Genomic DNA, 25,878 nt, shown 5'->3' on the forward strand with positions numbered 1-25,878 from the left:
TCAAACACTTTAAATTAGAGTTACGTAATTTAAAATCACCTTAAAAGAACCATAAATTAATTAAAAATGAAAAAATTCGAAGAAGTAAAAAGTTTAGTGGCAGCTTTGGAAGCTGATGCAGACAAATTTTATAGCAAAGGTAATAGTGCTGCTGGTACCCGTGTTCGTAAAGGCATGCAGGATCTGAAAAATTTAGCTCAAGCAATTCGTTTGGAAGTACAAGATACCAAAAACAAAGCTTAAGCAATCAAAATATTTATATGAGCCTCAGGGAATTTCCTGGGGCTTTTTTTGTTAATGTCCATTTTAGTCAAGTTTTCGAGACGGATAAAATAACTGCGAAATACTGTAAAATATATAAGACAATTTATCATCGATTGCGTAATTTTTCATAGCTTTCTTCTTTTACAAAGGATGTCCACATTTCTGTTGATCCTTGTAAAAAATCCAAAAATTAACTTCACCATTTTTAGTTTATTAATACCTTGCGTTTAAATGTAAAGTATAATAAGAAAATGGCACCGCTCTCAAAAAGATCTGCGTATTCAGATAAATAGATATAAATAATTACCACTGTTAACAATATCAGGTGTCAGAACATTTACATTATCATCAGGCAAATAGTGAAGATGTCGGGCTTGTGCTGGATGTTATGCGTACTGTGCATCCTGTAGATATTAAATTAATCGAAGCGTTTCAGCAGAACCTTTTACGTGTACAGATCAAAAAAGGACAGATACTTTTCAACGAGAACGAGTTATGTGAATACATGTATTTCATTGTTAAAGGTGCGTTAATGGGCTGTACCACACATAATAAGAGAAAAATCACCACTTATATATCTGTTGAGCACGATTTTGTAAGTTCCATTTCGGGGCTTCATGGCTCTGACTATTCCCATGAATATGTGGTAGCGGTAGAAGATACCCAATTGCTTGCCATGCACAACAGCGAGCTTAACCGGCTTTTTTCCCATCATTTCGAACTGAATTATATTTTCAGGGTGGTTTTGGAAAAATATTACAAAGATGCCCAGCAACGTGCGCATATTATACGTGTAGGGAATGCCAAAGAAAGATACCTCTATTTTGCCAAAACCAATCCCGGTTATTTAGACCGTTTACCCTTAGAGCTAATCGCCTCGCTGCTGAATGTTAAAACCTCAACGCTTTTATCCATCAGAAAAAGCTTTACTCTTCCTAAAAATCAAAATGAAGAACTTGAAGAATGGGGCAAAAAGTTGGAGATGCATGTAAATAAACAACAGTCATTTCGGAATAAGGATATCAGGCTCCACGCGCTCGCTAAAGATATAGGAATAAGTAGTCATCGGCTTTCGGTTGTATTGAACCGTTATTTCAACAAAAGTTTTATCGATTACATTAACCAGTACCGCATAAACTGGATTAAAGAAAGCATCAGGAACCCTGAGATTATGCAAAACTTTACTTTGGAAGCATTGGCCTATAGTGCAGGCTTTTCTTCGCGAAGCGCCTTTTACATTGCTTTCAAAAAATTTGTCGGGATGAGTCCCTTGGAATACTCGAAAAACCTAAATAAGTAAAAAACATTGATCTAACGTTTTTGTTACGAAAAATAGCTTATAAGGTATTTTTGTTGATATAGTTGTGTTGATTTATAATACAGGACAAACTTGTTTCTGCAAACTATGTAATAAGGATTTCGATTAATTATTTTAGTATATCAAACATAAACTATAGGATTTATAGGTTAATAGAATTGCTAAAATTGATTAAACTATGATTAGAATGATGCGCTCATCAGATTGGGAGGAAGTTAGTGCGATTTATCGGGAAGGAATTGAAACAGGAACTGCAAGTTTTAGAACGCCTGATATTTCCTGGAAGGATTGGGATTCATCGCACCTTAAAGGCTGCAGATTTGTGGCGCTACAAGATAAAGAAATCATAGGTTGGAGTGCGCTTTTGCCTGTGGTAGCAAATTATGATGCTAATGGTGTTGGAGAAATCGAAGTTTACGTTAAATCGGGATATAAAGGGCAGGGTATAGGTTCATCTTTATTAAATGCGTTAATTACAGAAAGTGATAAAAAGGGCATCTGGATGCTTCAAGCAGGTATTTTTCTGCAGAATTCTGCATTATTAAAAATCCATGAAAAAGCTGGCTTCAGAGTAGTAGGGTACCGCGAAAAGATAGGGAAAGCGAAAGGTGTATGGCAGGATAACCTTTTAGTGGAAAGAAGGAATAAATTAATTGCCTAAAAAGATAGAGAAGGGCTTTGAAAATCATTCGAAGCCTTCTTTGCTAGTATTTCAATCACTGATAATCATCTGCATTTTTCCCTTTTTCGAACCGTACAAGTTTTTCGTTGCGGAAGAAGAAAAATTTGAAATCCGTAGCGGCATGATAGGTACTGTAAATTCTGGTTCCACCTTCATTAGCAGCAACCAGCTCTGGCTTGTTTTTCTTTTTAAAATCAGATTCCGACATGCCCATTGTAAAATTAGGGTCGAAGCCAACAAAGGCCCTACAGATTAGCATAACCAATGCCAGGCCAATCAAAATTAAATTTCTCATTGTGTGTTTATTTGTGTGTGTAGAAACGCAATTCAATAATAATGCCCTGAACGACACTAAAACTTCAATCAAACTAAATTTTTTGTTTTTAGTTCTAATGTGCTGATGATGAGTTTGTTTTCTATTTTTTTATTTACACATAAAAAAACAGACTGCTATCTTTTGCGCTTTTAGCAAAATCAAACAGTCTGTTCCCGAATATTATTATTGAAAGATATCTTAAGCTACTACACTTAGTTTTTCAACTTCGGCAATAATAAGCTTCTCTAAAGACGATGAAGCTTTAACTAATGGTAGTCGAACAGTATCACCGCAAATGCCAATGTGTTTAAGTGCAGCTTTAACGCCGGCAGGATTACCTTCTGCAAAAGCCAAACGGGTAAATTCTACCAAACTTAAGTGTGCAGGCAAAGCTGCTTTATAATCTCCTGCCAGGCACAGATTAACCATATCGGTAAATTGTTTAGGCAATGCATTTCCAATTACCGAGATAATACCAGCAGCGCCCAAGGCAATCATGGGTAAGGTAACCGGATCATCGCCAGAGATTAAAAGGAAATCTTTAGGTTTATCTCTCATAATCTGGTTAAACTGGTCGAAACTTCCTGAAGCTTCTTTTGTTGCAATGATGTTTTTAAAATCATGCGCCAATCTGCAGGTTGTTTCCGGACTCATATTACTTCCTGTACGGCCTGGCACGTTGTATAAAATGAGGTCCAAAGGGGAAACTTCAGCTAAATACTTATAGTGCTGGTAAATGCCTTCCTGTGTAGGTTTATTGTAATACGGACTAACGGATAAAATTGCACTATAACCGGTAGTATCGAATGATTTAATGTCTTCAGCAACTGCTAAAGTATCGTTTCCACCAATTCCGGCAACCAATGGTAATCTGTTGTTATTAATTTCAGCAGTATAGGCCCACACCTTCTTCTTCTCGTCCTTGGTCATTGTAGCGGTTTCGCCGGTTGTACCTAAAGAAACGAGGTAATTTATCCCTCCGTCTACCAAATGATTAATCAGGTTTTTTAAGCCATTATAATCAACTGATCCATCTGTGTTGAAAGGCGTAACCAATGCTACACCAGTACCCTGAAATTTGTTCATTTTTAATTTATAATTATTGAATTTTGATTAGTGAATGATAGAACGTCTGCTGCATTTTATCATTCACTAATTCAACCCTTCTCTCACTTTATTTTATCATTTCCAATAGCTCAGCATCGCTGATCATCGGGACGTTTAGTTTATTCGCTTTTTCCAGTTTTGAAGGCCCCATGTTATCGCCCGCCACCAGGTAATTTAATTTACCCGATATACCGCTCAGCATCTTGCCTCCATTGGCCTCAATCAAGTCTTTTAGCTCATCGCGGCTATAGTTCTCAAAAACGCCCGAAATTACGAATGTTTTTCCAATAAGTCTGTCACTATCAAGCGTAATTACCTTTTCTTCAATTTCGAACTGTAATCCTGCTAATTTTAATAATTCCACCTGCTTTAAGTGCTCTTCTTTTCCAAAATACTCAACAATGCTCTCTGCAATGCGCTGTCCGATTTCATCAATTGAAATCAATTCTTCTACGGTAGCTTTAGCAAGATTGTCGATATTCATTACTCCGGCGGCTGTTTTTCTGGCGACAGTTTCGCCAACGTAGCGGATTCCCAAACCAAAAAGCACTTTCTCAAAAGGCATTTCTTTCGACTTTTCAATCCCGGCAAGCATATTTTCAATTGAACGTTCTCCGAAACGGTCTAATGTTTTAAGCTGATCTGATTTTTGATATAGCGTATATAAATCGCTGATATGGTTTACCAAACCGTGCTTGTAAAATGTTTCGATGGTTTCGTCGCCAAGTCCATCAATATTCATCGCTTTGCGAGAAATAAAGTGCTGTATTTTCCCAACAATCTGCGGTGGACAGCCCTCATCGTTTGGACAGTAGTGTACCGCTTCACCTTCTTTTCTGATCAGTTCCGTTCCACATTCAGGGCAGTTATGCAGGTAATGTACTTTTGCTGCCCCTGCGAAACGTTTATCTAAATTTACCTTGATGATTTTGGGGATAATTTCGCCTCCTTTTTCTACATAAACGGTATCCCCTTCGTGTAAATCTAAACGGTCAATTTCGTTGGCATTATGTAAAGTGGCACGTTTAACGGTCGTTCCGGCAAGTAAAACAGGTTTTAAATTGGCTACAGGGGTAACAGCACCCGTTCTGCCAACCTGGTAGGTAACTTTTTCCAAAACAGTTTCAACCTCTGCAGCTTTATATTTATAAGAGATTGCCCAACGAGGTGATTTAGAGGTAAAACCAAGCTCTTGCTGCTGCGAGTAATTGTTAACTTTAATAACAATACCATCAATATCGTAACTGAGCTTAAAACGCTCATTTTCCCAATGGTGGATAAATTCCAAAACGGCATCTATATTGGAAACCAGTCTGTTGTGTTCGCAAACGTGGAAACCCCACTCTTTTACTGCATTTAAACTTTCCCAATGGGTTTTGAATTCATTTTTATCTGTATAAAGGAAATAGATGAAGCCGTCTAAAGGTCGTTTAGCCACTTCCTTACTATCCTGCATTTTAATGGTTCCAGAGGCAAAGTTCCGCGGATTTGCGTAAGGAATTTCACCCAATTCTTCTCTGGCAGCATTTAAACGTAAGAAAGCCGCCTTATGCATAAAAATCTCTCCACGAATTTCGAAATGTTCAGGCGCAACGCTCGATTTAATCTGGTGGGGAATGGTATGGATGGTTTTTACATTATTGGTTACATCATCGCCTTTGGTACCATCGCCACGGGTAACCGCACGCAAAAGTTTACCGTTTTCGTAGGTCAGGCTAATGGATAAACCATCAAATTTAAGCTCACATACATATTCAAAATTATCACCAATAGCTTTACGGATACGTTCGTCAAAGTCACGGAGATCTTGCTCATTATAGGTATTCCCCAAGGATAACATGGGGTATTTATGGTTTACGGTGATGAAGTTTTTGGTGATATCGCCACCTACACGCTGGGTAGGCGAATTGGGATCTGCAAAATCAGGGTTTGCTTTCTCCAGCTCGGCTAAATGTTTTAATTTTTTATCAAACTCATAATCGCCAATAGTGGGCATAGCCAGCACGTAATAATTATAATTGTGCTGGTTTAATTCGGCCACAAGGGTGTCCATTTCTTCTTTTATTGCAATTTGGGGCATTTACAAATATAAAAAAAGGATGAAAGGGTTTTATGGTGTGGAAAACAAAAAAAAACGTTCTGTTTAGCATTTTTATGTAGTTTGCGAGAAATCTTCACTGCGAAAAGACTTTTTCAGCCGACCAAGCAATCTGCGGCCCTTGATTATAGCAATTGTTTTAAGATTGCTTAGTGCCTCGATATGGCGACTTTTTTTAGGTTTCTTCATTCCACTACGTTCTAGTTGAAATGACGATTTCTCTTACAGGTTTATCTTCCCCTCAATTTCCTTGAAAACATCCATAAAATCTTTTTGTAAAACCGCTTTAAAAATCCCAAGTTCGAAAGTAAGTTGTTGCAGCTGTATTTCGTTTAGTGTTTGGGGCCAAAGGCGCATGCATATCCTGTTCAGCGCATAACTGATGTTTTCGAGTTGCTGATAGCTTAAGAGGTATTTACTGCTGATGAATTTCTCCAGAAAGTTAAAAAATACTTGCGGATTTTTCAGGTTACAATGTTCCAGAAAATCACTTAAAGATTCTTTTTTTACGGCATTGAGCTTATCGTAAAAGTGATGTACCTGAATAAGGTTATGTTCGATCAATAAATGATCAAGCAAAAGTTCTAAACCAATATGGGCAAGGAATGAAGGCCTTACAGCAGTGTTTTCTACAATGGGCTTAACAAGCTGTTTAAGTTCGGTAGTCTTTTCCAGAAAGAAATCGGAAGAGTGGAAATACAGATCTACCGCTAAATGTCTTTTCCAGCCACTTAGCAGGCCTTCTTCATCCAGATTTCCCTTAAACAGGAATTCATTCTTTTGGGGATATAAATTCGCCTCCTTTGCTGCGTTTTTGATCAGATCAGGCAAAACAGTTCCCATTACCACATTGGCATCAATATTTGCCCTATCGAAATAATAATGGGATAAAAAATTCATGCTGCAAGGTAATGTTTTATTGCAGGTTGTAAAACCAGAATTATAAATATTGACCATAAATCTTTATTGTTTAGCCGCTTAATTATGCATAGCTTTAAGTATTCCTAATCCCACGCATCATGCCTAATGCTAAAACTTACAGGATATTATCGCTCGATGGCGGTGGTTCCTGGGCGCTCATCCAGGTGAAATGCCTGCGCAAACTCTTTGCCGAAACCTTTAATAATCCCGATCCCACTGGTCACGAAGTTTTGGCAAAGTTCGATCTGGTATCTGCCAACAGTGGTGGTAGTTTAGTGGCAGCAGCCATGGCAGAAAACCTTAAACTTTCTGAAATAGAAAAAATATTTGAAGATGAAAAACTGCGGAACAAGGTTTTTTCAAAACTGAGCTTCTTCGAAAAAAGTTTACTGGCGAGTGTCGCAAGAATATTTAAAATCGGTGCCAAATATGCTACCAAACGCAAACACCTGGCGCTAAAGGAAATTTTACCAGGCATTGCGCAAATTGACTTGACGGATATCCCGGCGCATATTGCTTTGGATAATGAAAGCAAGACACAGTTTCTGATCGTTGGATACGATTATTACCGAAATAGGGCCGAACTTTTCAGGTCAGATTGTGATAGTATGGCCTCCACTTCTGTTATCGAACGCAAACTTAAAAACCTGTCTCCACAGGCTGCAGCACCGTCTGATTGTATGGTGAGTTTGGTTGATGCCGTGCATGCTTCCAGTACCGCACCCGTAAACTATTTTAATGAACCCGCTACTTTTCTGGTCAACAATAAACCGAAATATTATTGGGATGGAGGGGTTACGGGCAATAATAATCCGGTACTTGTTGCTGTAACAGAGGCCATTTGTAACAGGATGCGCAGCGGCATTGAGCATGTACAGGTGCTTTCTATTGGTACCGGTACAGTTTCGCAACTGCAGTATGATGAAGAAACCCCGGTAAAATATGATGAACTTAAAGCAAAACAAGAAGCTCCGGGACTGATCAGGGATATCCAGAAAATGGGGACGAGTATTTTAAACGATCCGCCTGATACTGCGGCTTTTGTGGCCTACATGATCCTGAATCCTGATATGCCAGGAAAACCGGTAGATTTTATACGTATGAATCCGGCACTAAGACCGATATTGGTTGACGATGCTGCCGGTAAATACTGGGACCTGCCTGCTGGCATCAATAAAGAAGATTATGTGAAACTCAACAGTATGGATATGGATGCGGTAAAAGATGAGGAGGTAGCACTGATCAAAAAACTATGCGATAACTGGTTGGATGGCGAAGGAGTACCCAATCAGTCGATCAGAAGCAGTTCAAACCTCAACTGCCTCATTGGCCATCACGATTTTAATGCGGCAATGACTGATTTTAAGAACTGGTTTACAAATCCAACTAATTTGCTTTAAACTAAGCTAAAATTTTATCTTTGCACGCACATTATTAAAGTGTTTGTACAATGACGAATTTTGTTGAAGAGTTAAGATGGCGTGGCATGCTGCATGATATTATGCCGAATACTGAGGAAAAGTTAAACGAGGGTATGACATCTGGTTATATCGGTTTTGACCCTACTGCAGATTCATTGCATGTTGGTCACTTAACGCAGATCATGACGCTGATCCATTTTCAAAATGCAGGTCACAAGCCATTTGCTTTGGTGGGTGGAGCTACAGGTATGGTGGGCGATCCGTCGGGAAAATCTGATGAACGTAATCTTCAAACGCCCGAAATGATCGAGCATAACCTAAAAGGAATGAAAAAGCAGTTGGCTAAATTCCTGAAATTTGAAGAAGGTGGAAATGGAGCGGTAATGGTTAATAATGCGGATTGGTTTAAGGATATGAACCTTTTTACCTTTATCAGGGATGTAGGTAAACACATTACCGTAAACTACATGATGGCGAAAGACAGCGTTAAAAGACGTTTGGAAGGCGATTCTGGTTTGTCGTTTACCGAATTCTGTTACCAGTTGATTCAAGGATACGATTTTTACCATTTATGGAAAAATGAAAACTGTTTAGTGCAGATGGGTGGTTCCGATCAATGGGGAAACATTGTTACAGGTACAGAGCTAATCAGAAGGAAAGATGCCGGAACAGCTTATGCGATTACCACGCAGCTGATCAAAAAAGCAGATGGAACCAAATTCGGTAAAACCGAGAGTGGCGCCGTTTGGTTGGATCCTGAGAAAACTTCACCATATAAATTTTACCAGTTCTGGTTAAATGCATCAGATGATGATGTGAAAAAATGGATCCGTATTTTTACGCTAAAAACTAAAGAAGAGATTGAGGCTTTGGAAAAAGAACACGATGTTGCACCACACCTGCGTATTCTTCAAAAAGCTTTGGCTGAGGATATCACCATCAAAACGCACTCGGCAGAAGCCTTCGAAACCGCTATTAAAACTTCTGAGTTTTTGTTCGGAAACGGATCTCTTGAATTTTTAAGGGGTTTATCAGATAAAGCCGTATTAGATATATTTGATGGGATTCCTCAATATAAGATTCTGATTGAAGAGCTTGGAGCTGGAATTGATGCAGCAAGCTTGTTAGCAGAAAAATCGGCCATTTTTCCATCAAAGGGAGAGGCTAAGAAGACTATTCAAGGTGGGGGTGTTTCTGTAAATAAGGAAAAGGTAGCTGAAATGGCGCAGATCTTTAATGCAGATCATCTAATCAACGATAAATTCATCGTGGTACAAAAAGGAAAGAAAAACTACTTTCTTTTAATTGCAGAATAAATTTACAAGCCCAATGAAAATAAAAATAGAAGGTTTTTTCATTGGGCTTGAATTTAAAATAGAACGGGAAGTTGATATTCCGGAAGAAATTCTAATGAAACGTATATCCAGGAATTAAGAAAACTGGATTATGAAGTTGCGGACCGAACGTAGAAAAAAATCTTGTTTGGAGAAAGATGGCATGGCGGTCCATATATTACTAAACAGTCTGATTGGGGCAGGGTAAATCATGGAAGTTTCGAAATTAACAGCGTCAGCAAAAAGTAAAGTTTAAAGTTTCAATTTTCGCTATCTGTATTTGGAGTAATAATGGGCATTTTAATGCTTATTGTAATGTTATTTGGTTTTAAATATTTCATTTTTCCCTTTGTACTGGCTTTCACTGTTTTGAATATTCAAAGTGGAATCGATCTTAGAAATAAAATGCACGAAATTTTTAACAATGTTACCCGGAAGGAAATAAATTGATTACTGAAATCTCCATTAAAGAAACTTAATATCATAATCAAACCCTTTGGTCTTAATTTTAAGAAGCCAGTTTCTATAAAGGTTTTTCCCGATAACAGGTTTTCCCTCTTTAATCATCAGGGTTTCTCCAAAAATAAAATGCTGGAGATCCTGCCGGAATTCTTTACGGATATCGTTTAGAAATATTGTTTCCTTTTTATCCGGGATTTCAGACAAGTGTTCTAATCGCTTCGATATTATATTCAAACTTGGCATTTCTATTTTAAGATTTATCCTGTATGTCAAAATTAACAGTTTTTGATAAATTTTTCTATATAAAGGATATATAGTTGGCTTTCTTTCAAAAAAAACCTTTCCCACTATGATATAGGATCTAAAAGCTTTTATTTTAAGTTTAATTTATTTGTTTTTGATTTACTCCTGATCCGGCAACCTGTCCTTTTCATCTTTCTTCCGGTTAAAACGGTAAACCAATGTAGCGGTGGTTAATCTTCCGATAGTTCAAAGGATTATATTGTCATTCACTGCACAGATAAAAAAATCACTGCTAAATACAAAATCGGCGATCTGGAAACGGAGTTAGGGGAAACTGTATTTTTGCGTATTCACCGCTCATTTATTGTTAACCTGAAAAAAGTAACTGCTTTTACAGCCTATGATGTGGAAATTGGGAGCAAAGAGCTTCCTATTAGCGCAAGTTATAAAGAATATGTGTTTAAAAAGCTGCAGCATGCTGCACTTAAATGATATTAGTTTGATGCTACCAGGTATGATACCAAAAAAGCCACTTTTTAGGGTGGCTTAAATGATTAGTACTAGACGGGACTATTTAAATACGTAAAATTTATTAAAACATTTATAACATTTATACCGCTTGATGGAAACCCATGGCATGAGTGTTTTGAATATAAAACCTCTCGGCACCCTGTAGGTCTCAAAATTTTTGCATTTTGGACAGGATGGACAGGTTGAAACCACAGATAATTCCTTGGGCGATGTCATAGTAAGTATAGTTGTTTGGGAAATCAAATTTAAACAAAATAAATGCAAATAATGTAGTAGAAAAACTACCATTTTATTTATTTCGTCGACTATTTTCCATTAATCCTGGAAGATTACACGCTCGAACGGGTTTTTAAAACCTTTTCCAGTTTTATAATTCATAATTTCACTATCCGTTAATAAACATGTGGTTAGCGATTTTTTTAATTCTTCAGCGTCCATTTCCTGACCGATAAAAACCAGCTCATTTTTACGGTCACCGAAATCATTGTCCCAATCAGCATGTATTGCTACTCTGTTCTCCAAATAATAGCTGTATTGTTCCCGTTCCTGCAGGTTCATACTTGCCCACCAAACACCGGCAGGATCGATACGTAAAGAGCCACCTGCCTGCGAAAAGTTAATGGCCTGCTCTGGCATAGCTGCCAGGTAAAATATGCCTTTTGAGCGGATTACGTTTTGCGGGAATTCTTTATTAATGTAATGCCATAACCTTTCGGGGTGAAAGGGTTTTTTGGAGCGGAATACCATAGAACTGATGCCGTATTCTTCAGTTTCGGGCTGATGAACCTCTTCCAGTTCTTTTTTCCAGCCTGCACCTTCTGATGCCGATTCAAAATCGAACAGTCCTGTATTTAAAATAAGGGCAGGATCTATTTCTCCAAAAAGTGTTTCATAAATTTTTGCATCCGGGTTTAATTTGGAAATTAATGCCCTCAGTACTTTAATGTCACTATCACTTACCAGGTCGGTTTTGTTCAATAAAATCACATTGGCAAATTCGATCTGATCGGTAAGCAGGTTTACAATCGTGCGCCTGTCTGCGGCATCATCAACCATATTCCTATCAGCCAGTTTTTCTGCTGAGCCAAAATCCTGATAAAAGTTATAGGCATCTACCACGGTTACCATGGTGTCCAGCTGGCTAAACCGGCTAAGGTCAATGCCCGATGTTTCATCAATAAAAGAAAAAGTCTGTGCAACAGGGACCGGTTCCGATATGCCGGTACTTTCAATCAGCAGGTAATCAAAACGGTTTTCTTTTGCCAGTTTTTCCACTTCGATCATTAGGTCTTCACGCAGCGTACAGCAGATGCAGCCATTACTCATTTCAACCAGTTTTTCTTCTGTTTTCGATAGGCTGTGCTCGTTTTTAATTAAGGAGGCATCAATGTTTACCTCGCTCATATCGTTCACAATTACAGCTACTTTTAAGTTCTTTTTATTCTTTAAGATAGCGTTTAGCAAAGTGGTTTTACCACTGCCCAGGAAACCGCTTAATACGGTTACCGGTAATTTTTTTATCATGTTAATGCAATTATGTTGCAAATATAGTGCTGAATATTTTAAATGCAACCATATTGCTTTTATATTTGTGGACTAAATTTATTTTTAATGAAATTACGGAGCTACAAAATCAACCTCGACCGGATCGGTATTACCGCCTCAACACTTTGTGCCATACACTGCGCTGCCCTACCATTTTTTATTACTGTATTGCCAATGTGGGGTATGGATTTTCTGGCCAACGAAGCGGTTGAAATTGCGATGATAGTAGTTTCATTGATCATTGGGATATGGAGCCTCAGTTCGGCTTACCGGAAACAGCACCATCGTATTTTACCAATTTTAGTGCTTATCGCAGGTTTTGCCTGTATTGCAATGGGGCACTTCTCCGGGATTGAGCTGTTGGAGCCTGTTTTGATCCCACTAGGTGGCTTTACCATTGCTGCTGCACATTTCATCAACCTGCGGATGCTCAAATCCTGCCCGATAGACCATCAACACTAAAAATAGCCTTATGTCTAAAAATTATAAAATCCTTTTTATTCCAGCTTTGCTGTTCATCACGATGCTGAATCCGGCCTGTAAGCACGGCACAAACGATGGTATAGAAATTTACAGGCGTTATGCCATCAAAAATATTGTGGTAAAAAAAATGCAAAAGATGATGCCTCATGATTAACATCAAATCATTGTCTCATCTTTATGAGCAGGGAAGAAGAATAAAATTTCCCGATTGGGAAATTGCAGATATGGAACAATGGCTTTTACTGGGCTCATCGGGCAGTGGCAAGAGTACCTTATTGAATATTATTTCTGGTTTATTAAAACCTACGCTGGGCGAAGTGTTGATCAACGATACCGATCTCTATCAGTTAACGGCAAGAAATATGGACCGTTTTAGGGGAAGGCATATTGGTATCATTTTTCAAAGGCCCCACCTTATCCGCTCGCTTAATGTACTTGATAACCTGGAGCTTGCCGCGGTAATGGCTGGTTTACCGATCGATGGAGAACGCAATCTTTTACTTTTAAAAGAGCTTGGCATTATAGAATTAGCCAAAAGGTATCCGGATGAACTGAGCCAGGGGCAGTTGCAAAGGGTTTCGGTAGCGCGGGCATTGGTGAATAAACCAGATCTGCTGATTGCTGATGAACCTACCTCGAGTTTGGATGATGAAAATGCTGCGCAGGTAATTAAGATGTTGACCAGCCAGGCGAAGGATAACGGCGCTGCACTGATCATTGCGACGCATGATCAAAGGGTTCGGGACCATATTGCTAAAACCTATCTACTCTAATGAATATTTTTAAAATCAGCAGCAAAAACCTCGTCAGGAATAAACTGACCACCATCCTGAACATAATTCTGGTTGCTTTTGGGGTTGGCATCTTATCCATTCTTTTTCTCGCCTCGAATCAGATTGGTAATAAGCTCGAAAAAAATGCGAAGGATATCGATCTCGTTGTTGGCGCTAAGGGAAGTCCGTTACAGTTGATATTAAGCAGTATTTACCACATCGATTACCCAACAGGAAACATTCCGGCTAAAGATGCCTACCAGTTGGCACATCACCCAATGGTTAAACGCGCCGTTCCATTGGCCCTGGGCGATAATTATAATGGTTACCGTATTGTGGGCACCGATAGCACTTTCAGCCACCTTTATGGTTTAGCTGTTCAGAAGGGGGATTTCTGGCGAAAGGATTTAGAAGTAACCATCGGCGGTACAGTGGCCACTGAATCGAAACTAAAAATTGGCGATTCGTTTTTTGGTGCGCACGGATTATCGGGCAATGGCGATATCCATAAGCAGCACGCCTATTTGGTAAAGGGCATTTTAAAGCCACAGGGCAATATTACCGATAACCTGATCCTGACCAATATTGGCAGCGTGTACAAAATGCATGAAGAAAAGCATGAGGAGAGCCATCATTCTCCGGCAGCGGAAACCAAGGAAATTAACGATAAACAGATTACGGCCTTATTGATCCAGTATAAATCGCCGATGTCGGTTATCCTCTTTCCAAGAATGGTGAACCAAAGTACCAACATGCAGGCGGCTTCACCGGCGATGGAAAGCGCCAGGCTTTTTTCACTGATTGGCGTTGGGATTGATACCCTGCAATGGTTCGCGGTGTTTATCATGGCCATAGCGGCACTAAGTATTTTCATCAGCCTGTATAATGCCATGAAAGAGCGGAAATATGATCTTGCGGTGATGCGCTGCCTGGGTGCATCCAAATCGAAACTGTTTTTTCTGGTGATGTTTGAAGGCATCCTGGTTACACTGATCGGGGCCTGTTTGGGTTTATTGATCGGACATATTGCACTCGAAGTAATCGGCGCTTATCAACAATCCTCGCAGGCAAAACTAACCGGAATGACTGCCGTTCCGCAAGAAGTATATTTAATCTGGACTGGTTTATATATCGGCAGTTTAGCCTCGCTAATTCCGGCCATGCAGATTTATAAGGTTGATATTGCGGCAACATTAACGAAAGACCGCTAAGTGATGAAGAAATTAGGTTTGTTAGTTTTTTTATGTTTAGGTTTCCAGGTAATGGCGGCGCAGGTTCGGGTTCATACCGACATGCGCACGCCAACTTGGACTATTATCGGGCTGAGGTATGATGCCGAACTTGCACCGGGCAAATGGGGGAGTGTTTTTCCGCCTGCTTTAAAGGCTTTAAACAATAAGGTAATCGAGCTGCCGGGTTATATCATTCCCACCAAAGTAGGTGCTAAATTCAGCGAGTTTATGTTCTCCATTGTACCCATCGCCTCCTGTCCTTATTGTGGTTCGGGCGATATTCCTGCAATGATCCAGGTAAAAATGATGACTTCTATTCCCATTACCGAAAAACCAGTCAAACTAAAAGGAATATTCATCATTAATGATTCGGGCGATGACCGGAGCGAATTTTTTCTTTTAAATGCAAAACAGTTGTAATGAAAAAACATTTAACGGTTTTATTGATCCTGGTTTCTTTTTCGGCTATTGCACAGGTAAATGTACATACTGATATGCGTACGCCAACCTGGAACCTGATCGGCCTGAAATACGATAAACAGGTAAAACCTCTGGTTTGGCAGGCTGTTTTTCCGCCGGCATTAAAAGCAATTAATAACAAGATTATTGAGCTGCCCGGTTTTATTATTCCCACTAAGGTGGGCAATAGTTTTACTGAGTTTATGTTTTCAATTGTGCCCGTTGCTTCCTGTCCTTACTGCGGTACGGGTGATATCCCCTCGATGATAGAGGTTAAGACATTAAAGCCGGTTACCTGGACGGAAGAACCTATTATCCTTAAAGGAAAATTGGTTATCAATGATTCTGGTGATAGCCGGTCTACCTTTTTTCTTTTAGATGCCGGGAAAAAATGAAAAAACTATATTTTGTATTTCTTTTGTTATGGGGAAGTGCTGCTTTAGCACAGACACAGAAACACAATCCCAGCGATCAGCTTCGGTCTCTAAACTGGGATGTAATCGGTTCGGTAAAATTTGAGCTAACCGATAAGAATGAACTTTTGCCGCTTTTTTCTGAATCGATCAAACGTTTTGAGAACCGAGAGTTTGACCTCAGAGGTTACCTCATCCCAATAAAAAGCGGACAGAAGCAACAGAAGTTCTTACTGGCCACGCTACCTATCAACCAGTGTTATTTTTGTGGACAGAACGGTGTTCCGGTGATGATCATGATCGAAATGGAAAGTGCTATAGCTTATAGCGAAAAACCGATCCACGTGAAAGGGATTTTAAAACTGGAACAGAAGGATGCGAGTTATGCCCCGCCAATCAGCATCAAAAATGCAAAACTCATTAATTAATTGCTTATTTTTGTATTGCTATGGAAAATAAAACAGAGCGTTTCGAAAAACTTTTGGTTAAAAACGGGTTAAAAAGGACCGCGCCACGTTTACAGGTGCTGGAAATTTTGAGTGGGAGAGATTCTGCAACCTCGCAGCCGTATTTAGAGCAGGTAATGGGCAAAGATGCCGACCGTGTTACTTTATACCGCGTATTACAGGCTTTTGAGGAAAAAGGAATTATCCACAAGGTTTTAGATCAGCAGGGAACTGCCAATTATGCCATCTGTTCGGATGGTTGCAGTGCGCACGATCATCATGATGAACATGTGCATTTTAATTGTGATAACTGCCATAAGATTTACTGTCTGGATACGGTTAAAATCCCGGCCTTAAAAGTTCCTGCAGGTTTTAAAGTAGAACATTTAAACCTGATTGCTACCGGTATCTGCGCCAGTTGCTCGGATAAAGTAAATTAATTACTGCACCAAAAGGTTACACCCCCTTATATCCGCATTGTCAAACCGGCCCAGTACTTCAAAACTTTGATCAGGATTGATCCTGCCCAGATCCTGTGTAGCGATAAATGAGCAAGAATTGATATTGGCCAGATCGATTACGTTGATGCCTCCGGTTTTGCCATTTGGGATCAGACTCAGTGGATCATTGGTATCACGGATCAGCACCTTCATCCAGTTAGGACAATTGAAAATGCCTTCACCTAAAGAATAAGCCTGAGAAAGTAATTCCGTCATCCCGTATTCACTGTGGATGGTTTTTACGCCAAATCCTTTTGTTAACTGTTCATGCAGTTCTTCGCGCACCATTTCTTTGCGTTTGCCTTTCATGCCGCCGGTTTCCATTACAATCAGTTCAGGGAAATCGATATCGAAATTTTCAATGAAATCAAGCAGGGCATAAGTAACACCAATTAAAACAGTTTTCTGTTTTTTCGATTGCAGATCGAGCAGGGTTTGCAACAGTTCATCGTGGTTGTATAAAAAGTAGCCACTTTGCGGATGTTCACTTTTTTCGATCAGATCGTTCACCATATAGATTAAAGATGAACCTGAACGTTGCTGATAGGAAGGAAGCAGCGCTAAAAAGCAGTATTCGGTAACATCCCCATAAAACTCGGTAAAGGCCTGCAGATAACTTTGTTCATACAGTTTTACATCAGTTACATGGTGGCTGCTTTGCACCATGCCCGTTGTACCCGAGCTGCTGAAAGTGATTTCAACAGGAGCGGTACTGCTCAATACCGAATGGCTTTTAAAAAAACTGATCGGCAGAAATGGAATCTGTGATACTTCGCTTATTTCGTCGGCATCAAGCCCCAGGTGGAAAATATATTCGCGGTACACGTTACAGTTTTGCGCCTGTAACTTAAAAATCTTCAGGGCGAGCGCATTAAACTCATCCGCACTTTTTATAGAAAATATATCCTCAGCTGTTAAATTCACGCTGCAAAAGTACAAAGCATTATGCTATTTTCTCGTCAGTTTTTTTCGCCAGCATTGCCATACGGAACTGGTATCCGCAATAACCACTGATGCCAGCCACCAAACCGCTTAAAATACCAGTAACCAATAATAGTGCCCACCAAAGTTTTATGCCCGTCATTACCGCCACACGGCCGGCCAGTACATTATCATTAGGCAGGCTTTTAAAAAGCGCGTAGCCGATCCAAAGCAAGAAAATAGCAAGAAACGATTGCCAAAAGGCTATTTTTCCTGTTTTGCCAATGATGCCACAGGTAGCGAAAGAAATTACAATGATGGTCCACCAGGGGGCGATCATTTGTAAGAAAAAACAGATTATTGCGATAACGATGAAAACCATTTTACTTATTTAGAAATTTTTAAACGAGAGATAATTGTGCCCGATTTATCATCAGGACTTTGCATATAAAACAGATCGTATAGTTTACCATTTGCCCAGGTATCGATCATGTTATCATAGAATTTACTTCCGGGGTTACCCGATTGCCCTCCAGGATAAACACCGTGTCCCTTTGGTGTTTTACCAAGTTCGATCACCATTCTCCACGAAGGACCATTGCTTTCACCCAAGGCATTAATGGTCGATTTTGCACCACCGATCTGCAATACTTTCGATCCCATCCCCGGTATTTTCGCCAGGTGCGGTACATTGCTCTGTTTTACATTTGCCCAGGCCCAATCTTTATTGATCGGGCCAAAACGCCTTTCCAAACTATCGCAGCTATATTTAAAAGATTCATTTACCAGATCAGTAAGTGTTTCTTTTTTAGGGGTATTGATATTATCGTACCAGGTAGCATTCGGTTCTTTCAGGATCATTTCTACCGTACGGTCTCTGGATGGATAACGCATCGGGATTCCTTTTACCTCAAATTCATCCCCCCATATATCGTAAGTTAAACGTTTGGTCCATATTTCGAATACACTGGCTGCAATCTCATGTGCATCGTAACGCTTATTCCATTTATCCACATAAGCCAATGCTTCCTTTTGCGTGGCGTTCAGCTGCTCATTGTTTAACAAAGGCAACAATGCCGGAACCAGGTTTTGGGCGAGGATACTGTAATTATCAGTCTGCATTAAGCGGATACTATCCATGGTGGCCTTGTTCATTGCCGATAAACGATCGTTAATCCTCTTTCCGCGTTCGTAAGGCGAAAATTCCCAGTTGATATAATATGGATAAGTGGTATCGGTAGAAGATTGGTTGGCTGAGCTTACAAAACCACGTGGTGGATTTTTTACCGTTGGGTTCTGTGCATTTGGGATCCAGCCCTGCCAATCGTAAGCCGGATCAGTACCATCAAGAATAAATTTACCCTGATCTTTCCATTTCAAAGGAAATTTACCATTTGGGGTAATGGCGATATCGTTATCCACACTGGCAAAAACAAAATTCTGAGCAGGTGCCGTGTAAAAAGTTAACGCTTTGCGGTAATCATTATAATTTTTTCCCCGGTTGAGGTAATAAAAAGTCATCAGCTCATTCGATTCTTCATGGGCAATCCACCTTAACGCATCGCCAACCGGTACATTGTCAGCCCTGCCATATTTTGGTTTCTGGAAGTAAACCACGGGACCATGATGGGTATAATAAACAGTATCTACTTCATCTTTTCCACCACGGATTTTGATCGTTTCCAGGCGTTTTTTTGTCGCTTTCCACTGGTTATTGTACCAGTATTCGTTATGTGATGAATCCTTAAACTTGATCTGATAAAAATCCAGTACATCAGCAGCTACATTGGTTACTCCCCAGGCAATTTTCTGGTTAAAGCCGATAATAACCCCAGGTGCACCAGGCAGGGAAACGCCATAGGTATTTACGCCAGGGGCGTGTAATTGTATCTGGTACCAGATTGATGGAAGCGTTAAATCTAAATGCGGATCGTTTGCCAAAATTGGGTAACCCGAAGCCGTTTTAGCCCCGGATAGTGCCCAGTTATTACTGCCGATACCTTCTACCTTTTCTTTTGTTTTTACTTCTCCCGTTTGGGCCTGCGTAAAGCTTTCTGGTGTTTTAGGGATAGGTAGAGGGGAGAAATTCCATTTGGTGCCTACCGGAATAATCGGATCCTCGCGGAAAGGATAATCAGGGAAAAGATTTTTGGTAACCTCAGGCCCGAATTTTTTCAGGATGTTGGTCATGTAAAATTCGTCTGATCCCATCGCCAAAACGGCCGACATCTGTTTAAGCAACAAAGCACATTTGATAGGTGTCCAGTCTTCGGGTTTAAAATCGAGTATTTTATATTCTAATGGATAATTGGCATGAGAAAGCGTTTTGATATAGGCATTAATCCCTTCGGTATAGGCGAGGATCATTTCTTTTGCTTTCGGGTCGGCCATCATGCCTTTTAAAGAATTTTCTGCACCGTACACCATACCCATCCTGCGTTGGTAACGGTCAACCTCAATGGCTTTACTGCCCACCACTTCACTAATTCTGCCTGCAGCAAAACGCGTCTGGAAATCCATTTGCCAGAGGCGGTGCATGGCCGTTACATAACCCTGCGCCAGGTAAAGATCGTGATCGTTTTGCGCGAAAATATGAGGGATCATGCGGTCATCAAAAACGATTTCTATTTTATCTATTGCCCCTTTAATTTTCGCTTTATGGTTAAACATAAAGTGATTATTTTCTGCATTTTGCCAGAAACCCATAAAAGGATTAAGGAATTTTAACAAAGGAGGTGTACTACCTAATTTGGTATTAAATAAAAAAGCTAGTGCGATCGGAATGATGACGCAGAATAAGACCTTAATTTTATTCATAATGGTTAGCTAACATGTCTTTTACTAAGATAGCGCAAAATGACGGTTTATGTTCACTGCAAAATACAACAAACTGTATATCAATCAAAATTATAATTTGCATAGATATTATTATGCTAACATAATTTGTTTAATTCAAAAAAAGGATTTAAGTTTATATAACTAATAATACAAACAACCGAATTAACTAATCACCCAAATAACCAAATTAACAATCTTTTATGAGCAGAAATTTTACACAGATCTTCTATGTGTTATTATTAATGTGCGCAATTAATGTTGCTGCACAGGCACAGAGCATTACGGTGAGCGGAACCGTGAAAGATAAGCAATCAAAAGAAGGCCTTGCGGGCGTAAGTTTAACCATCAAGGGCCAGTCGGGCGGTACGGCATCTTCCAGCAATGGAAGTTTCAGTTTTACCACAACGGCAAAAGTCCCTTTTACTTTAGTAGCCTCTTATGTGGGTTACGGTACAGTAGAACAACAGATTACCGGAAGTACTACAGGTATTAACTTCGAAATTGAAACTGCTGTTGTATTAGGTGGCGATGTGGTGGTTTCGGCTTCACGTACGCCAGAACGTATTTTGGAATCGCCGGTTTCAATCGAGCGTATGAGTGCAGCATCAATCAGGGAAATAGCCGCTCCATCATTTTATGATGCCTTAAATAATATGAAAGGCGTGGAAAGCAGCACACAGAGTCTAACTTTTAAATCAATCAATACCCGTGGATTCAACTCGAACGGAAACACCCGTTTTAATCAATATATTGACGGAATGGATAACCAGGCGCCTGGATTGAATTTTTCTGTAGGTAATATTGTGGGTATCACCGAACTTGATGTAGATAATGTAGAGTTATTGCCAGGTGCTTCCTCAGCGCTTTATGGTGCTGGCGGAATTAACGGTACCTTATTAATGACATCAAAAGATCCTTTTAAATATCCTGGGAATAGTTTTCAGTTTAAAACCGGTATGAACCATGTTAACGATGGCGACAGTAAAGTACAGCCGTTTAAACAACTGGATGTACGTGTGGCAAGATCGTGGAACAATAAGTTTGGGGTAAAAGCAGCATTCTCGTTTTTACAGGCCAAAGATTGGTTCGGCAATAATTATTCAAACTTCGACAGGGTAGCCAGAACGGCGAAATCCGGTGACAGAAACAGCGATCCCAACTATGATGGTATCAACGTATACGGTGATGAAGTGAGCCAGAATATGCGTAATGTGGCCTTGAGTGTTCAAAACGGAACTATAGCGGGTATCAATGCCGCAACAGGTGGTTTAATCCCCAATATTAAATCCACATTAGATGGGGCTTTTGGGGCAGCCATTCCAAATGCAGCGCAACAGGCGGGTTTTTTGGCTACTTTACCAGCAGCCTTGCGCTCTACCGTACAAAATTACCTCCCTTTTTATGTAGGTTTAAAAGCAGGCCTGATTCCAGATCAAAATATTTCCAGGACAGGATATAATGAAGAAAACCTGGTTGATTATGATACCAAATCGTTAAAAGCATCAGGAGCATTATATTACAACATCAGTAATACGGTTCAGGTAGTGGGTCAGGCCAATTGGGGTACAGGAACTTCTGTTTATACCGGTTCTGACCGTTATTCGCTACGTAATTTTAACATCGGGCAGTATAAGTTAGAGCTAAAAGGGGAAGACTTTTTCTTAAAAGCCTACACCACGCAGGAACGTTCCGGCGATTCTTATATCTCTTCTATTTTGGGAAGTTATATCAATGAGGTATCTAAACCATCAACTACCTGGTTTCCACAATATATCGGTAATTATGTAGGTGCAAGGGCTGCGGGACAAACAGATGCACAGGCACAGGCTTTTGCAAGGAGTGTAGCCGATCAGGGACGTTTTGTGCCAGGCAGTGCACAGTATGAGGTAGCAAAAGATAAAATTTTGAACACCACCATCAGTGCGACCAATATTAACGCTGTTGATCCTTCTAAAAGTGTTTACGGCGCTAAATTTGATGATAAATCGAATCTTTATCATTACGAAGGCATGTATAACTTCACCAACCTTTTTAATAAGGTAGTGGAGTTTCAGGTAGGTGCATCTTATCGTTTATACGATTTAAATTCGGCAGGTACCATTTTTAACGATTTAAACGAATCTATCGACATTAAAGAATATGGTGCTTTCGCGCAGATTGGTAAAAAACTTTTTAACGATAAAGTTAAATTTACTTTTGCCGGCCGTTATGATAAAAGCCAGAATTTTGAAGGCAGGTTTACTCCAAGGATAACAGGTGTATTCACTGTGGCCAAGAACAATAACATCAGGGTTTCTTATCAAACAGGCTACCGTAATCCAACTACCCAGAACCAATATATCGACCTTTCGGTAGGTGGCGGGTCTCAAAGACTGATCGGTGGTTTACCTGAAATTATGTTCAGTAAATATCATCTAGACAGCAACAAACCATTTACAGATGTAAGTTACCGTGCGTTTTTAGCTTCAGCAGCAAGCGGAGCGCCTAATCAGGCACTTTTACAACAATATACTTTTGATGCCAAAGGTGTCCGTCCGGAAAGCGTTCAGTCTTACGAATTAGGCTACAAAGGTTTAATCCTTCCTAATTTATTGATTGATGCTTATGGTTATTACAACATTTACAAAGATTTTATTACTGCTGTTGATGTATATCAGAATGTGAACGGCAGTTTTGTGAAATTCGGCGTTCCCGTAAATGCGGCCGGTAAAGTAACCTCTTATGGTGCTGCTTTAGGCCTGGATTATCTTGTGGGTAAATATGCCATTAGCGGTAACGTTTCCTATAACCAGATTGGCGATCTTCCTGTTAATTATATTAACGACTTTAATACGCCAAAAATCCGTTACAACCTTGGACTTGGCAATAAAGAAATCATCAAAAACTTTGGTTTCAACGTATCATACCGCTGGCAGGATCAGTTCTACTGGAATTCTTCTTTTGCCTCAGGTCAGGTACCAGCATACAGCTCGCTTGATGCACAGTTTAGTTTAAGAATTCCTTCGGTACAATCGGTAATTAAACTGGGCGGCTCGAATGTATTGAATAAATATTATTTCACTTCTTACGGAAACCCATCAGCCGGGGCGATTTATTATATAGCTTATAGCTTTAATCCATAAAGAATCTATTAACGCTTAAAAGCCCTTCATAACTTGAGGTATGAAGGGCTTTTTTACTTATAGTCGTCACCCTGAATTTATTTCAGTGTCTATCTAGCGGGAAAGATGCTGAAACAAGTTCAGCATGACGATCGCATTAGGCAAAGAGCCTAAAGATTTCATTGCAAATAAATATTAGTCGAAATTAAGTTTTTAGGATAAATCATTTGTTTCTTACCTCATCCACCTTGTCTTTTCCATAATATCTGATTATTTCATCTTTTTCATCATCATTTCCCCGTTCCATTACCCTTTTAATAACCGCCTGATATTGTTTTTGCCAGTTTATTTTTTCGAACTCAGTGTCCCAAAAGAGGATCTGTCTAATAATTGACAAATCAGGTTTATCGTTTGAAGTTTTTTTGTCTTTCTCTTTTTGTATTTCATAATGGGCCTGGAGTAGGAACATCGTGCCTTCTTCCAAACCAAGACGCTGGTCTAATTTAATCGAAAGAGAGGCTGTTATCCCCCTTTTGCCTTTTGTAATGTCATTTATAGTTTGTGGATATTCATTCAGTGAAAGTGCGAACGGACCTTTTTTTAATCCTTTCCTTTTAAGTTCCCGTTCCAAAATAATCCCTGGATGGATTCCTTTAAATTTACTGATCAATTTTTCCATAATCAAAAATAAACAAAAATGTTTATAATTTATTGTTTATACTTAAGTTTTGTTTTCTCAAATTCGCTGACTGATTTTTAGTTTTTCAACCAGGTCATGGAAATATTGTGTTGACCATATTTCGAGTTTTTTAGGATCCTTAATAAAACGTGAGATATCTGCCTTAACAAAATCTAATTTCACATGATTAATCTTTTCGCTTAATAAAGCCCTGAATTCTGCTTCACTCATTTTATCCTTTTTCCAGTCGCCACTATCTATCGCTCGCAGGAGAAAGTGATTGAGGTTAAGTTCATAACCTTTTTTAATATACCATTCCATGTCGTACCAATCGCGCCCTTTAACATTGGTGCCCCATTTGCGGAATAAAAGTGCGTGCATTTTTCCAGCAAAAAGATCAGGAAGTGAAAGACACTTTACATAAAACGAAAAGGGTTGTAACAATAGTTTTTCTTCTGTTGCAAAACCCAGTGGCGGTTCTATATCTACCTCGATTTTGATTTTGATGTTTGCCACTTCTTTAAGCCCGTTTTGAGGGATAATCTCTTTCAAAACGAGTTCTTTCCAGATGGTTTCCGATTTTAAAAATGCTGAATTGATATTATTCTTTATTGTTTTCTTTTTTTCAGTAATGGATACCTGCATGCCCAGCGCCGCAAATTCGTTTACAATAGCATCCTGGTATTTTTCTAAGGAAAAATCAGGATTTTGAGTGAGAAGGGAAAAATCCAGGTCTTCTGAAAAACGGTCTAAACCATAAAATATCCTCAACGCTGTTCCCCCATAAAATGCTGCCTTTTCAAAAAAGCCAGCCCGGTTTAGTCCGGCAAGAGCAATTTCCTGCATAATTTCCCTTAATGCATCTTTTGCCTCATCTCTGTTAGCTGGATGATAGCTATCTAGCCAGTCTTTTATCATATTGTTTCGATCATTTTAGTTAGCATTTCCAGGCTTTTACTTTTAGGGGCATGTTCAAGCCAGCTGTTGATAGTTGATGTATCAAATTTTGCAATTTCAATTTCTTCCATCCGCAGATTCCTGAATACATAATCTTTTGCTGTGGAAATGCTCCTTAAATTAATACCTGCTGTTGTGACAATTTTATCACATAAGGCTTTTTCCGGGGTGGCAACCATTGCTTTCTGGTCTTTGGAAAAGTTTATCATGGCCAAGCCGAAAGCATAGTATGGCAAAGGAAGGTTTGTATAGGTGAATAGCCCTATTTGAGTTTCGAATTTTCTTGTTGCCTTTGTTGTCATTGAGGTAACTGCATAAACTTTTTCCGGGATGAGCCCGTAATGAGATAGCGCGCTCTCCATCGAAAGATAACTCGGCCCGAGTATATGGTTAGCCAATAATGCGTTTTCAGGCCTCTCCGGTCCGACAGATCTCCCCACAATATAAAGTCCTTTTTTTATGGGTTCGATCAATCCATCAGCCTTTAATGCCAGTATTTTATCATTTGGTCTTTTATAATCTTTTAATAAATCGACCAAAAGCTGATGGGTTATCGGTTGATGAGATTTGTCTATAAGAGCTGTCTGGATATTCATAATGTAAAAATTAAATAAGATAAACGACTATTGTCCGTTTATCTTGTGTTAAAATTACATTTAATAATTTATATTGACAAATTTGAATAGGATAAACGGTTATAAATCGTTTATCTTGTGCTGAATTTACATTTTTTATACGCTTACCTCTAATAAATTTATCATTCGTTTCAGCCATATCTTACTCAAATAACCTAGGTTAGTGTAAAACTTACACTATTAAATGCATCTTTTATAA

The 25,878-nt window shown here is 39.4% G+C and carries 26 protein-coding genes; 15 read left to right on the forward strand and 11 right to left on the reverse strand.

Annotation, left to right across the window (positions count from 1 at the left end; translation table 11 throughout):
* The first annotated feature begins 66 nt into the window (after positions 1 to 66).
* The 3 genes from H9L23_RS02910 (at position 67) to H9L23_RS02920 (ending at position 2,243) form a co-directional block, all read left to right on the forward strand.
* Positions 67 to 243, forward strand: a complete 177-nt coding sequence (locus tag H9L23_RS02910; RefSeq protein ID WP_187593590.1) for a histone H1 — start codon at positions 67 to 69, stop codon at positions 241 to 243.
* A gap of 346 nt (positions 244 to 589) precedes the next feature.
* Positions 590 to 1,564, forward strand: a complete 975-nt coding sequence (locus tag H9L23_RS02915; RefSeq protein ID WP_187593591.1) for a helix-turn-helix domain-containing protein — start codon at positions 590 to 592, stop codon at positions 1,562 to 1,564.
* A 205-nt stretch (positions 1,565 to 1,769) separates the two neighbouring features.
* Complete coding sequence (locus tag H9L23_RS02920) at positions 1,770 to 2,243, forward strand: GNAT family N-acetyltransferase (protein WP_246474826.1); 474 nt, start codon at positions 1,770 to 1,772, stop codon at positions 2,241 to 2,243.
* A 55-nt stretch (positions 2,244 to 2,298) separates the two neighbouring features.
* Here the strand turns inward: H9L23_RS02920 and H9L23_RS02925 are convergent, their stop codons facing one another.
* The 4 genes from H9L23_RS02925 to H9L23_RS02940 all read right to left on the reverse strand — a co-directional run bounded on the left by H9L23_RS02925 (position 2,299) and on the right by H9L23_RS02940 (position 6,685).
* Positions 2,299 to 2,559 carry a hypothetical protein gene (locus H9L23_RS02925; protein ID WP_187593593.1) on the reverse strand — a complete coding sequence of 87 codons (261 nt, stop codon included), beginning with the start codon at positions 2,557 to 2,559 and terminating at the stop codon, positions 2,299 to 2,301.
* Between the two features lie 219 nt (positions 2,560 to 2,778).
* Complete coding sequence (dapA, locus tag H9L23_RS02930; protein WP_187593594.1) at positions 2,779 to 3,666, reverse strand: 4-hydroxy-tetrahydrodipicolinate synthase; 888 nt, start codon at positions 3,664 to 3,666, stop codon at positions 2,779 to 2,781.
* Between the two features lie 88 nt (positions 3,667 to 3,754).
* Positions 3,755 to 5,767: an NAD-dependent DNA ligase LigA gene (gene ligA, locus H9L23_RS02935; RefSeq protein ID WP_187593595.1), complete on the reverse strand. Its 2,013-nt coding sequence runs from the start codon at positions 5,765 to 5,767 to the stop codon at positions 3,755 to 3,757.
* 240 nt (positions 5,768 to 6,007) lie between these two features.
* The gene (locus tag H9L23_RS02940) at positions 6,008 to 6,685 is read right to left on the reverse strand and encodes an ACP phosphodiesterase (RefSeq protein WP_187593596.1); all 678 of its coding nucleotides are present in this window, start codon (positions 6,683 to 6,685) and stop codon (positions 6,008 to 6,010) included.
* Positions 6,686 to 6,804: 119 nt separating this feature from the next.
* On the opposite strand from H9L23_RS02940, the gene H9L23_RS02945 reads away from it, so the two are divergent.
* The 3 genes from H9L23_RS02945 to H9L23_RS27030 all read left to right on the forward strand — a co-directional run bounded on the left by H9L23_RS02945 (position 6,805) and on the right by H9L23_RS27030 (position 10,658).
* The gene (locus tag H9L23_RS02945; RefSeq protein WP_187593597.1) at positions 6,805 to 8,106 is read left to right on the forward strand and encodes a patatin-like phospholipase family protein; all 1,302 of its coding nucleotides are present in this window, start codon (positions 6,805 to 6,807) and stop codon (positions 8,104 to 8,106) included.
* A 50-nt stretch (positions 8,107 to 8,156) separates the two neighbouring features.
* Positions 8,157 to 9,443 (forward strand): tyrosine--tRNA ligase, encoded by a 1,287-nt coding sequence (tyrS, locus tag H9L23_RS02950; protein ID WP_187593598.1) that lies wholly within the window; start codon positions 8,157 to 8,159, stop codon positions 9,441 to 9,443.
* A gap of 1,026 nt (positions 9,444 to 10,469) precedes the next feature.
* Positions 10,470 to 10,658 (forward strand): LytTR family transcriptional regulator DNA-binding domain-containing protein, encoded by a 189-nt coding sequence (locus H9L23_RS27030; protein WP_394355251.1) that lies wholly within the window; start codon positions 10,470 to 10,472, stop codon positions 10,656 to 10,658.
* A gap of 354 nt (positions 10,659 to 11,012) precedes the next feature.
* On the opposite strand, the gene H9L23_RS02960 is transcribed toward H9L23_RS27030, so the two are convergent.
* Positions 11,013 to 12,221 (reverse strand): GTP-binding protein, encoded by a 1,209-nt coding sequence (locus tag H9L23_RS02960; protein ID WP_246474827.1) that lies wholly within the window; start codon positions 12,219 to 12,221, stop codon positions 11,013 to 11,015.
* Between the two features lie 87 nt (positions 12,222 to 12,308).
* Here H9L23_RS02960 and H9L23_RS02965 point away from each other — a divergent pair, with 87 nt between their 5' ends.
* Genes H9L23_RS02965 through H9L23_RS03000 form a run of 8 tightly spaced genes read left to right on the forward strand, consistent with a single transcriptional unit; the run spans position 12,309 to position 16,488 of the window.
* The gene (locus tag H9L23_RS02965; protein ID WP_187593599.1) at positions 12,309 to 12,704 is read left to right on the forward strand and encodes a MerC domain-containing protein; all 396 of its coding nucleotides are present in this window, start codon (positions 12,309 to 12,311) and stop codon (positions 12,702 to 12,704) included.
* Positions 12,705 to 12,714: 10 nt separating this feature from the next.
* On the forward strand, positions 12,715 to 12,879 hold the full coding sequence (locus H9L23_RS02970) for a hypothetical protein (protein ID WP_187593600.1): 165 nt from the start codon (positions 12,715 to 12,717) through the stop codon (positions 12,877 to 12,879).
* Entirely contained in the window at positions 12,872 to 13,498 is a 627-nt protein-coding gene (locus H9L23_RS02975; RefSeq protein WP_187593601.1) for an ABC transporter ATP-binding protein, read from the forward strand. The genes H9L23_RS02970 and H9L23_RS02975 overlap by 8 nt, the downstream gene beginning before the upstream one ends.
* On the forward strand, positions 13,498 to 14,709 hold the full coding sequence (locus H9L23_RS02980) for an ABC transporter permease (RefSeq protein WP_187593602.1): 1,212 nt from the start codon (positions 13,498 to 13,500) through the stop codon (positions 14,707 to 14,709). The genes H9L23_RS02975 and H9L23_RS02980 overlap by 1 nt, the downstream gene beginning before the upstream one ends.
* Positions 14,710 to 15,150 (forward strand): hypothetical protein, encoded by a 441-nt coding sequence (locus H9L23_RS02985; protein WP_187593603.1) that lies wholly within the window; start codon positions 14,710 to 14,712, stop codon positions 15,148 to 15,150.
* On the forward strand, positions 15,150 to 15,584 hold the full coding sequence (locus H9L23_RS02990; RefSeq protein ID WP_187593604.1) for a hypothetical protein: 435 nt from the start codon (positions 15,150 to 15,152) through the stop codon (positions 15,582 to 15,584). The genes H9L23_RS02985 and H9L23_RS02990 overlap by 1 nt, the downstream gene beginning before the upstream one ends.
* Positions 15,581 to 16,030, forward strand: coding sequence for a hypothetical protein (locus tag H9L23_RS02995; RefSeq protein WP_187593605.1), 450 nt, complete (start codon positions 15,581 to 15,583; stop codon positions 16,028 to 16,030). Before H9L23_RS02990 ends, H9L23_RS02995 begins: the two co-directional genes overlap by 4 nt.
* A gap of 20 nt (positions 16,031 to 16,050) precedes the next feature.
* Entirely contained in the window at positions 16,051 to 16,488 is a 438-nt protein-coding gene (locus H9L23_RS03000) for a Fur family transcriptional regulator (protein WP_187593606.1), read from the forward strand.
* On the opposite strand, the gene H9L23_RS03005 is transcribed toward H9L23_RS03000, so the two are convergent.
* Genes H9L23_RS03005 through H9L23_RS03015 form a run of 3 tightly spaced genes read right to left on the reverse strand, consistent with a single transcriptional unit; the run spans position 16,489 to position 20,286 of the window.
* Positions 16,489 to 17,472 carry a LuxE/PaaK family acyltransferase gene (locus tag H9L23_RS03005; RefSeq protein ID WP_187593607.1) on the reverse strand — a complete coding sequence of 328 codons (984 nt, stop codon included), beginning with the start codon at positions 17,470 to 17,472 and terminating at the stop codon, positions 16,489 to 16,491.
* A 19-nt stretch (positions 17,473 to 17,491) separates the two neighbouring features.
* Complete coding sequence (locus tag H9L23_RS03010) at positions 17,492 to 17,851, reverse strand: hypothetical protein (RefSeq protein ID WP_187593608.1); 360 nt, start codon at positions 17,849 to 17,851, stop codon at positions 17,492 to 17,494.
* A 5-nt stretch (positions 17,852 to 17,856) separates the two neighbouring features.
* Complete coding sequence (locus H9L23_RS03015; RefSeq protein ID WP_187593609.1) at positions 17,857 to 20,286, reverse strand: penicillin acylase family protein; 2,430 nt, start codon at positions 20,284 to 20,286, stop codon at positions 17,857 to 17,859.
* A gap of 221 nt (positions 20,287 to 20,507) precedes the next feature.
* On the opposite strand from H9L23_RS03015, the gene H9L23_RS03020 reads away from it, so the two are divergent.
* Entirely contained in the window at positions 20,508 to 23,429 is a 2,922-nt protein-coding gene (locus H9L23_RS03020) for a TonB-dependent receptor (protein WP_187593610.1), read from the forward strand.
* A 202-nt stretch (positions 23,430 to 23,631) separates the two neighbouring features.
* Here H9L23_RS03020 and H9L23_RS03025 read toward each other — a convergent pair whose 3' ends face one another.
* From H9L23_RS03025 to H9L23_RS03035, 3 genes are read right to left on the reverse strand one after another with little or no spacing between them, the layout of a single operon-like run.
* Positions 23,632 to 24,087: a helix-turn-helix transcriptional regulator gene (locus tag H9L23_RS03025; RefSeq protein ID WP_187593611.1), complete on the reverse strand. Its 456-nt coding sequence runs from the start codon at positions 24,085 to 24,087 to the stop codon at positions 23,632 to 23,634.
* Between the two features lie 57 nt (positions 24,088 to 24,144).
* A complete protein-coding gene (locus H9L23_RS03030; protein WP_187593612.1) occupies positions 24,145 to 25,005 on the reverse strand; it encodes a nucleotidyl transferase AbiEii/AbiGii toxin family protein in 861 nt (286 codons plus the stop codon).
* Positions 25,002 to 25,640 (reverse strand): type IV toxin-antitoxin system AbiEi family antitoxin domain-containing protein, encoded by a 639-nt coding sequence (locus H9L23_RS03035; RefSeq protein ID WP_187593613.1) that lies wholly within the window; start codon positions 25,638 to 25,640, stop codon positions 25,002 to 25,004. The genes H9L23_RS03030 and H9L23_RS03035 overlap by 4 nt, the downstream gene beginning before the upstream one ends.
* Between the last annotated feature and the right edge of the window lie 238 nt (positions 25,641 to 25,878).

Origin of the sequence: Pedobacter roseus (assembly GCF_014395225.1) — a bacterium.
GTDB classification, from domain to species: domain Bacteria; phylum Bacteroidota; class Bacteroidia; order Sphingobacteriales; family Sphingobacteriaceae; genus Pedobacter; species Pedobacter roseus.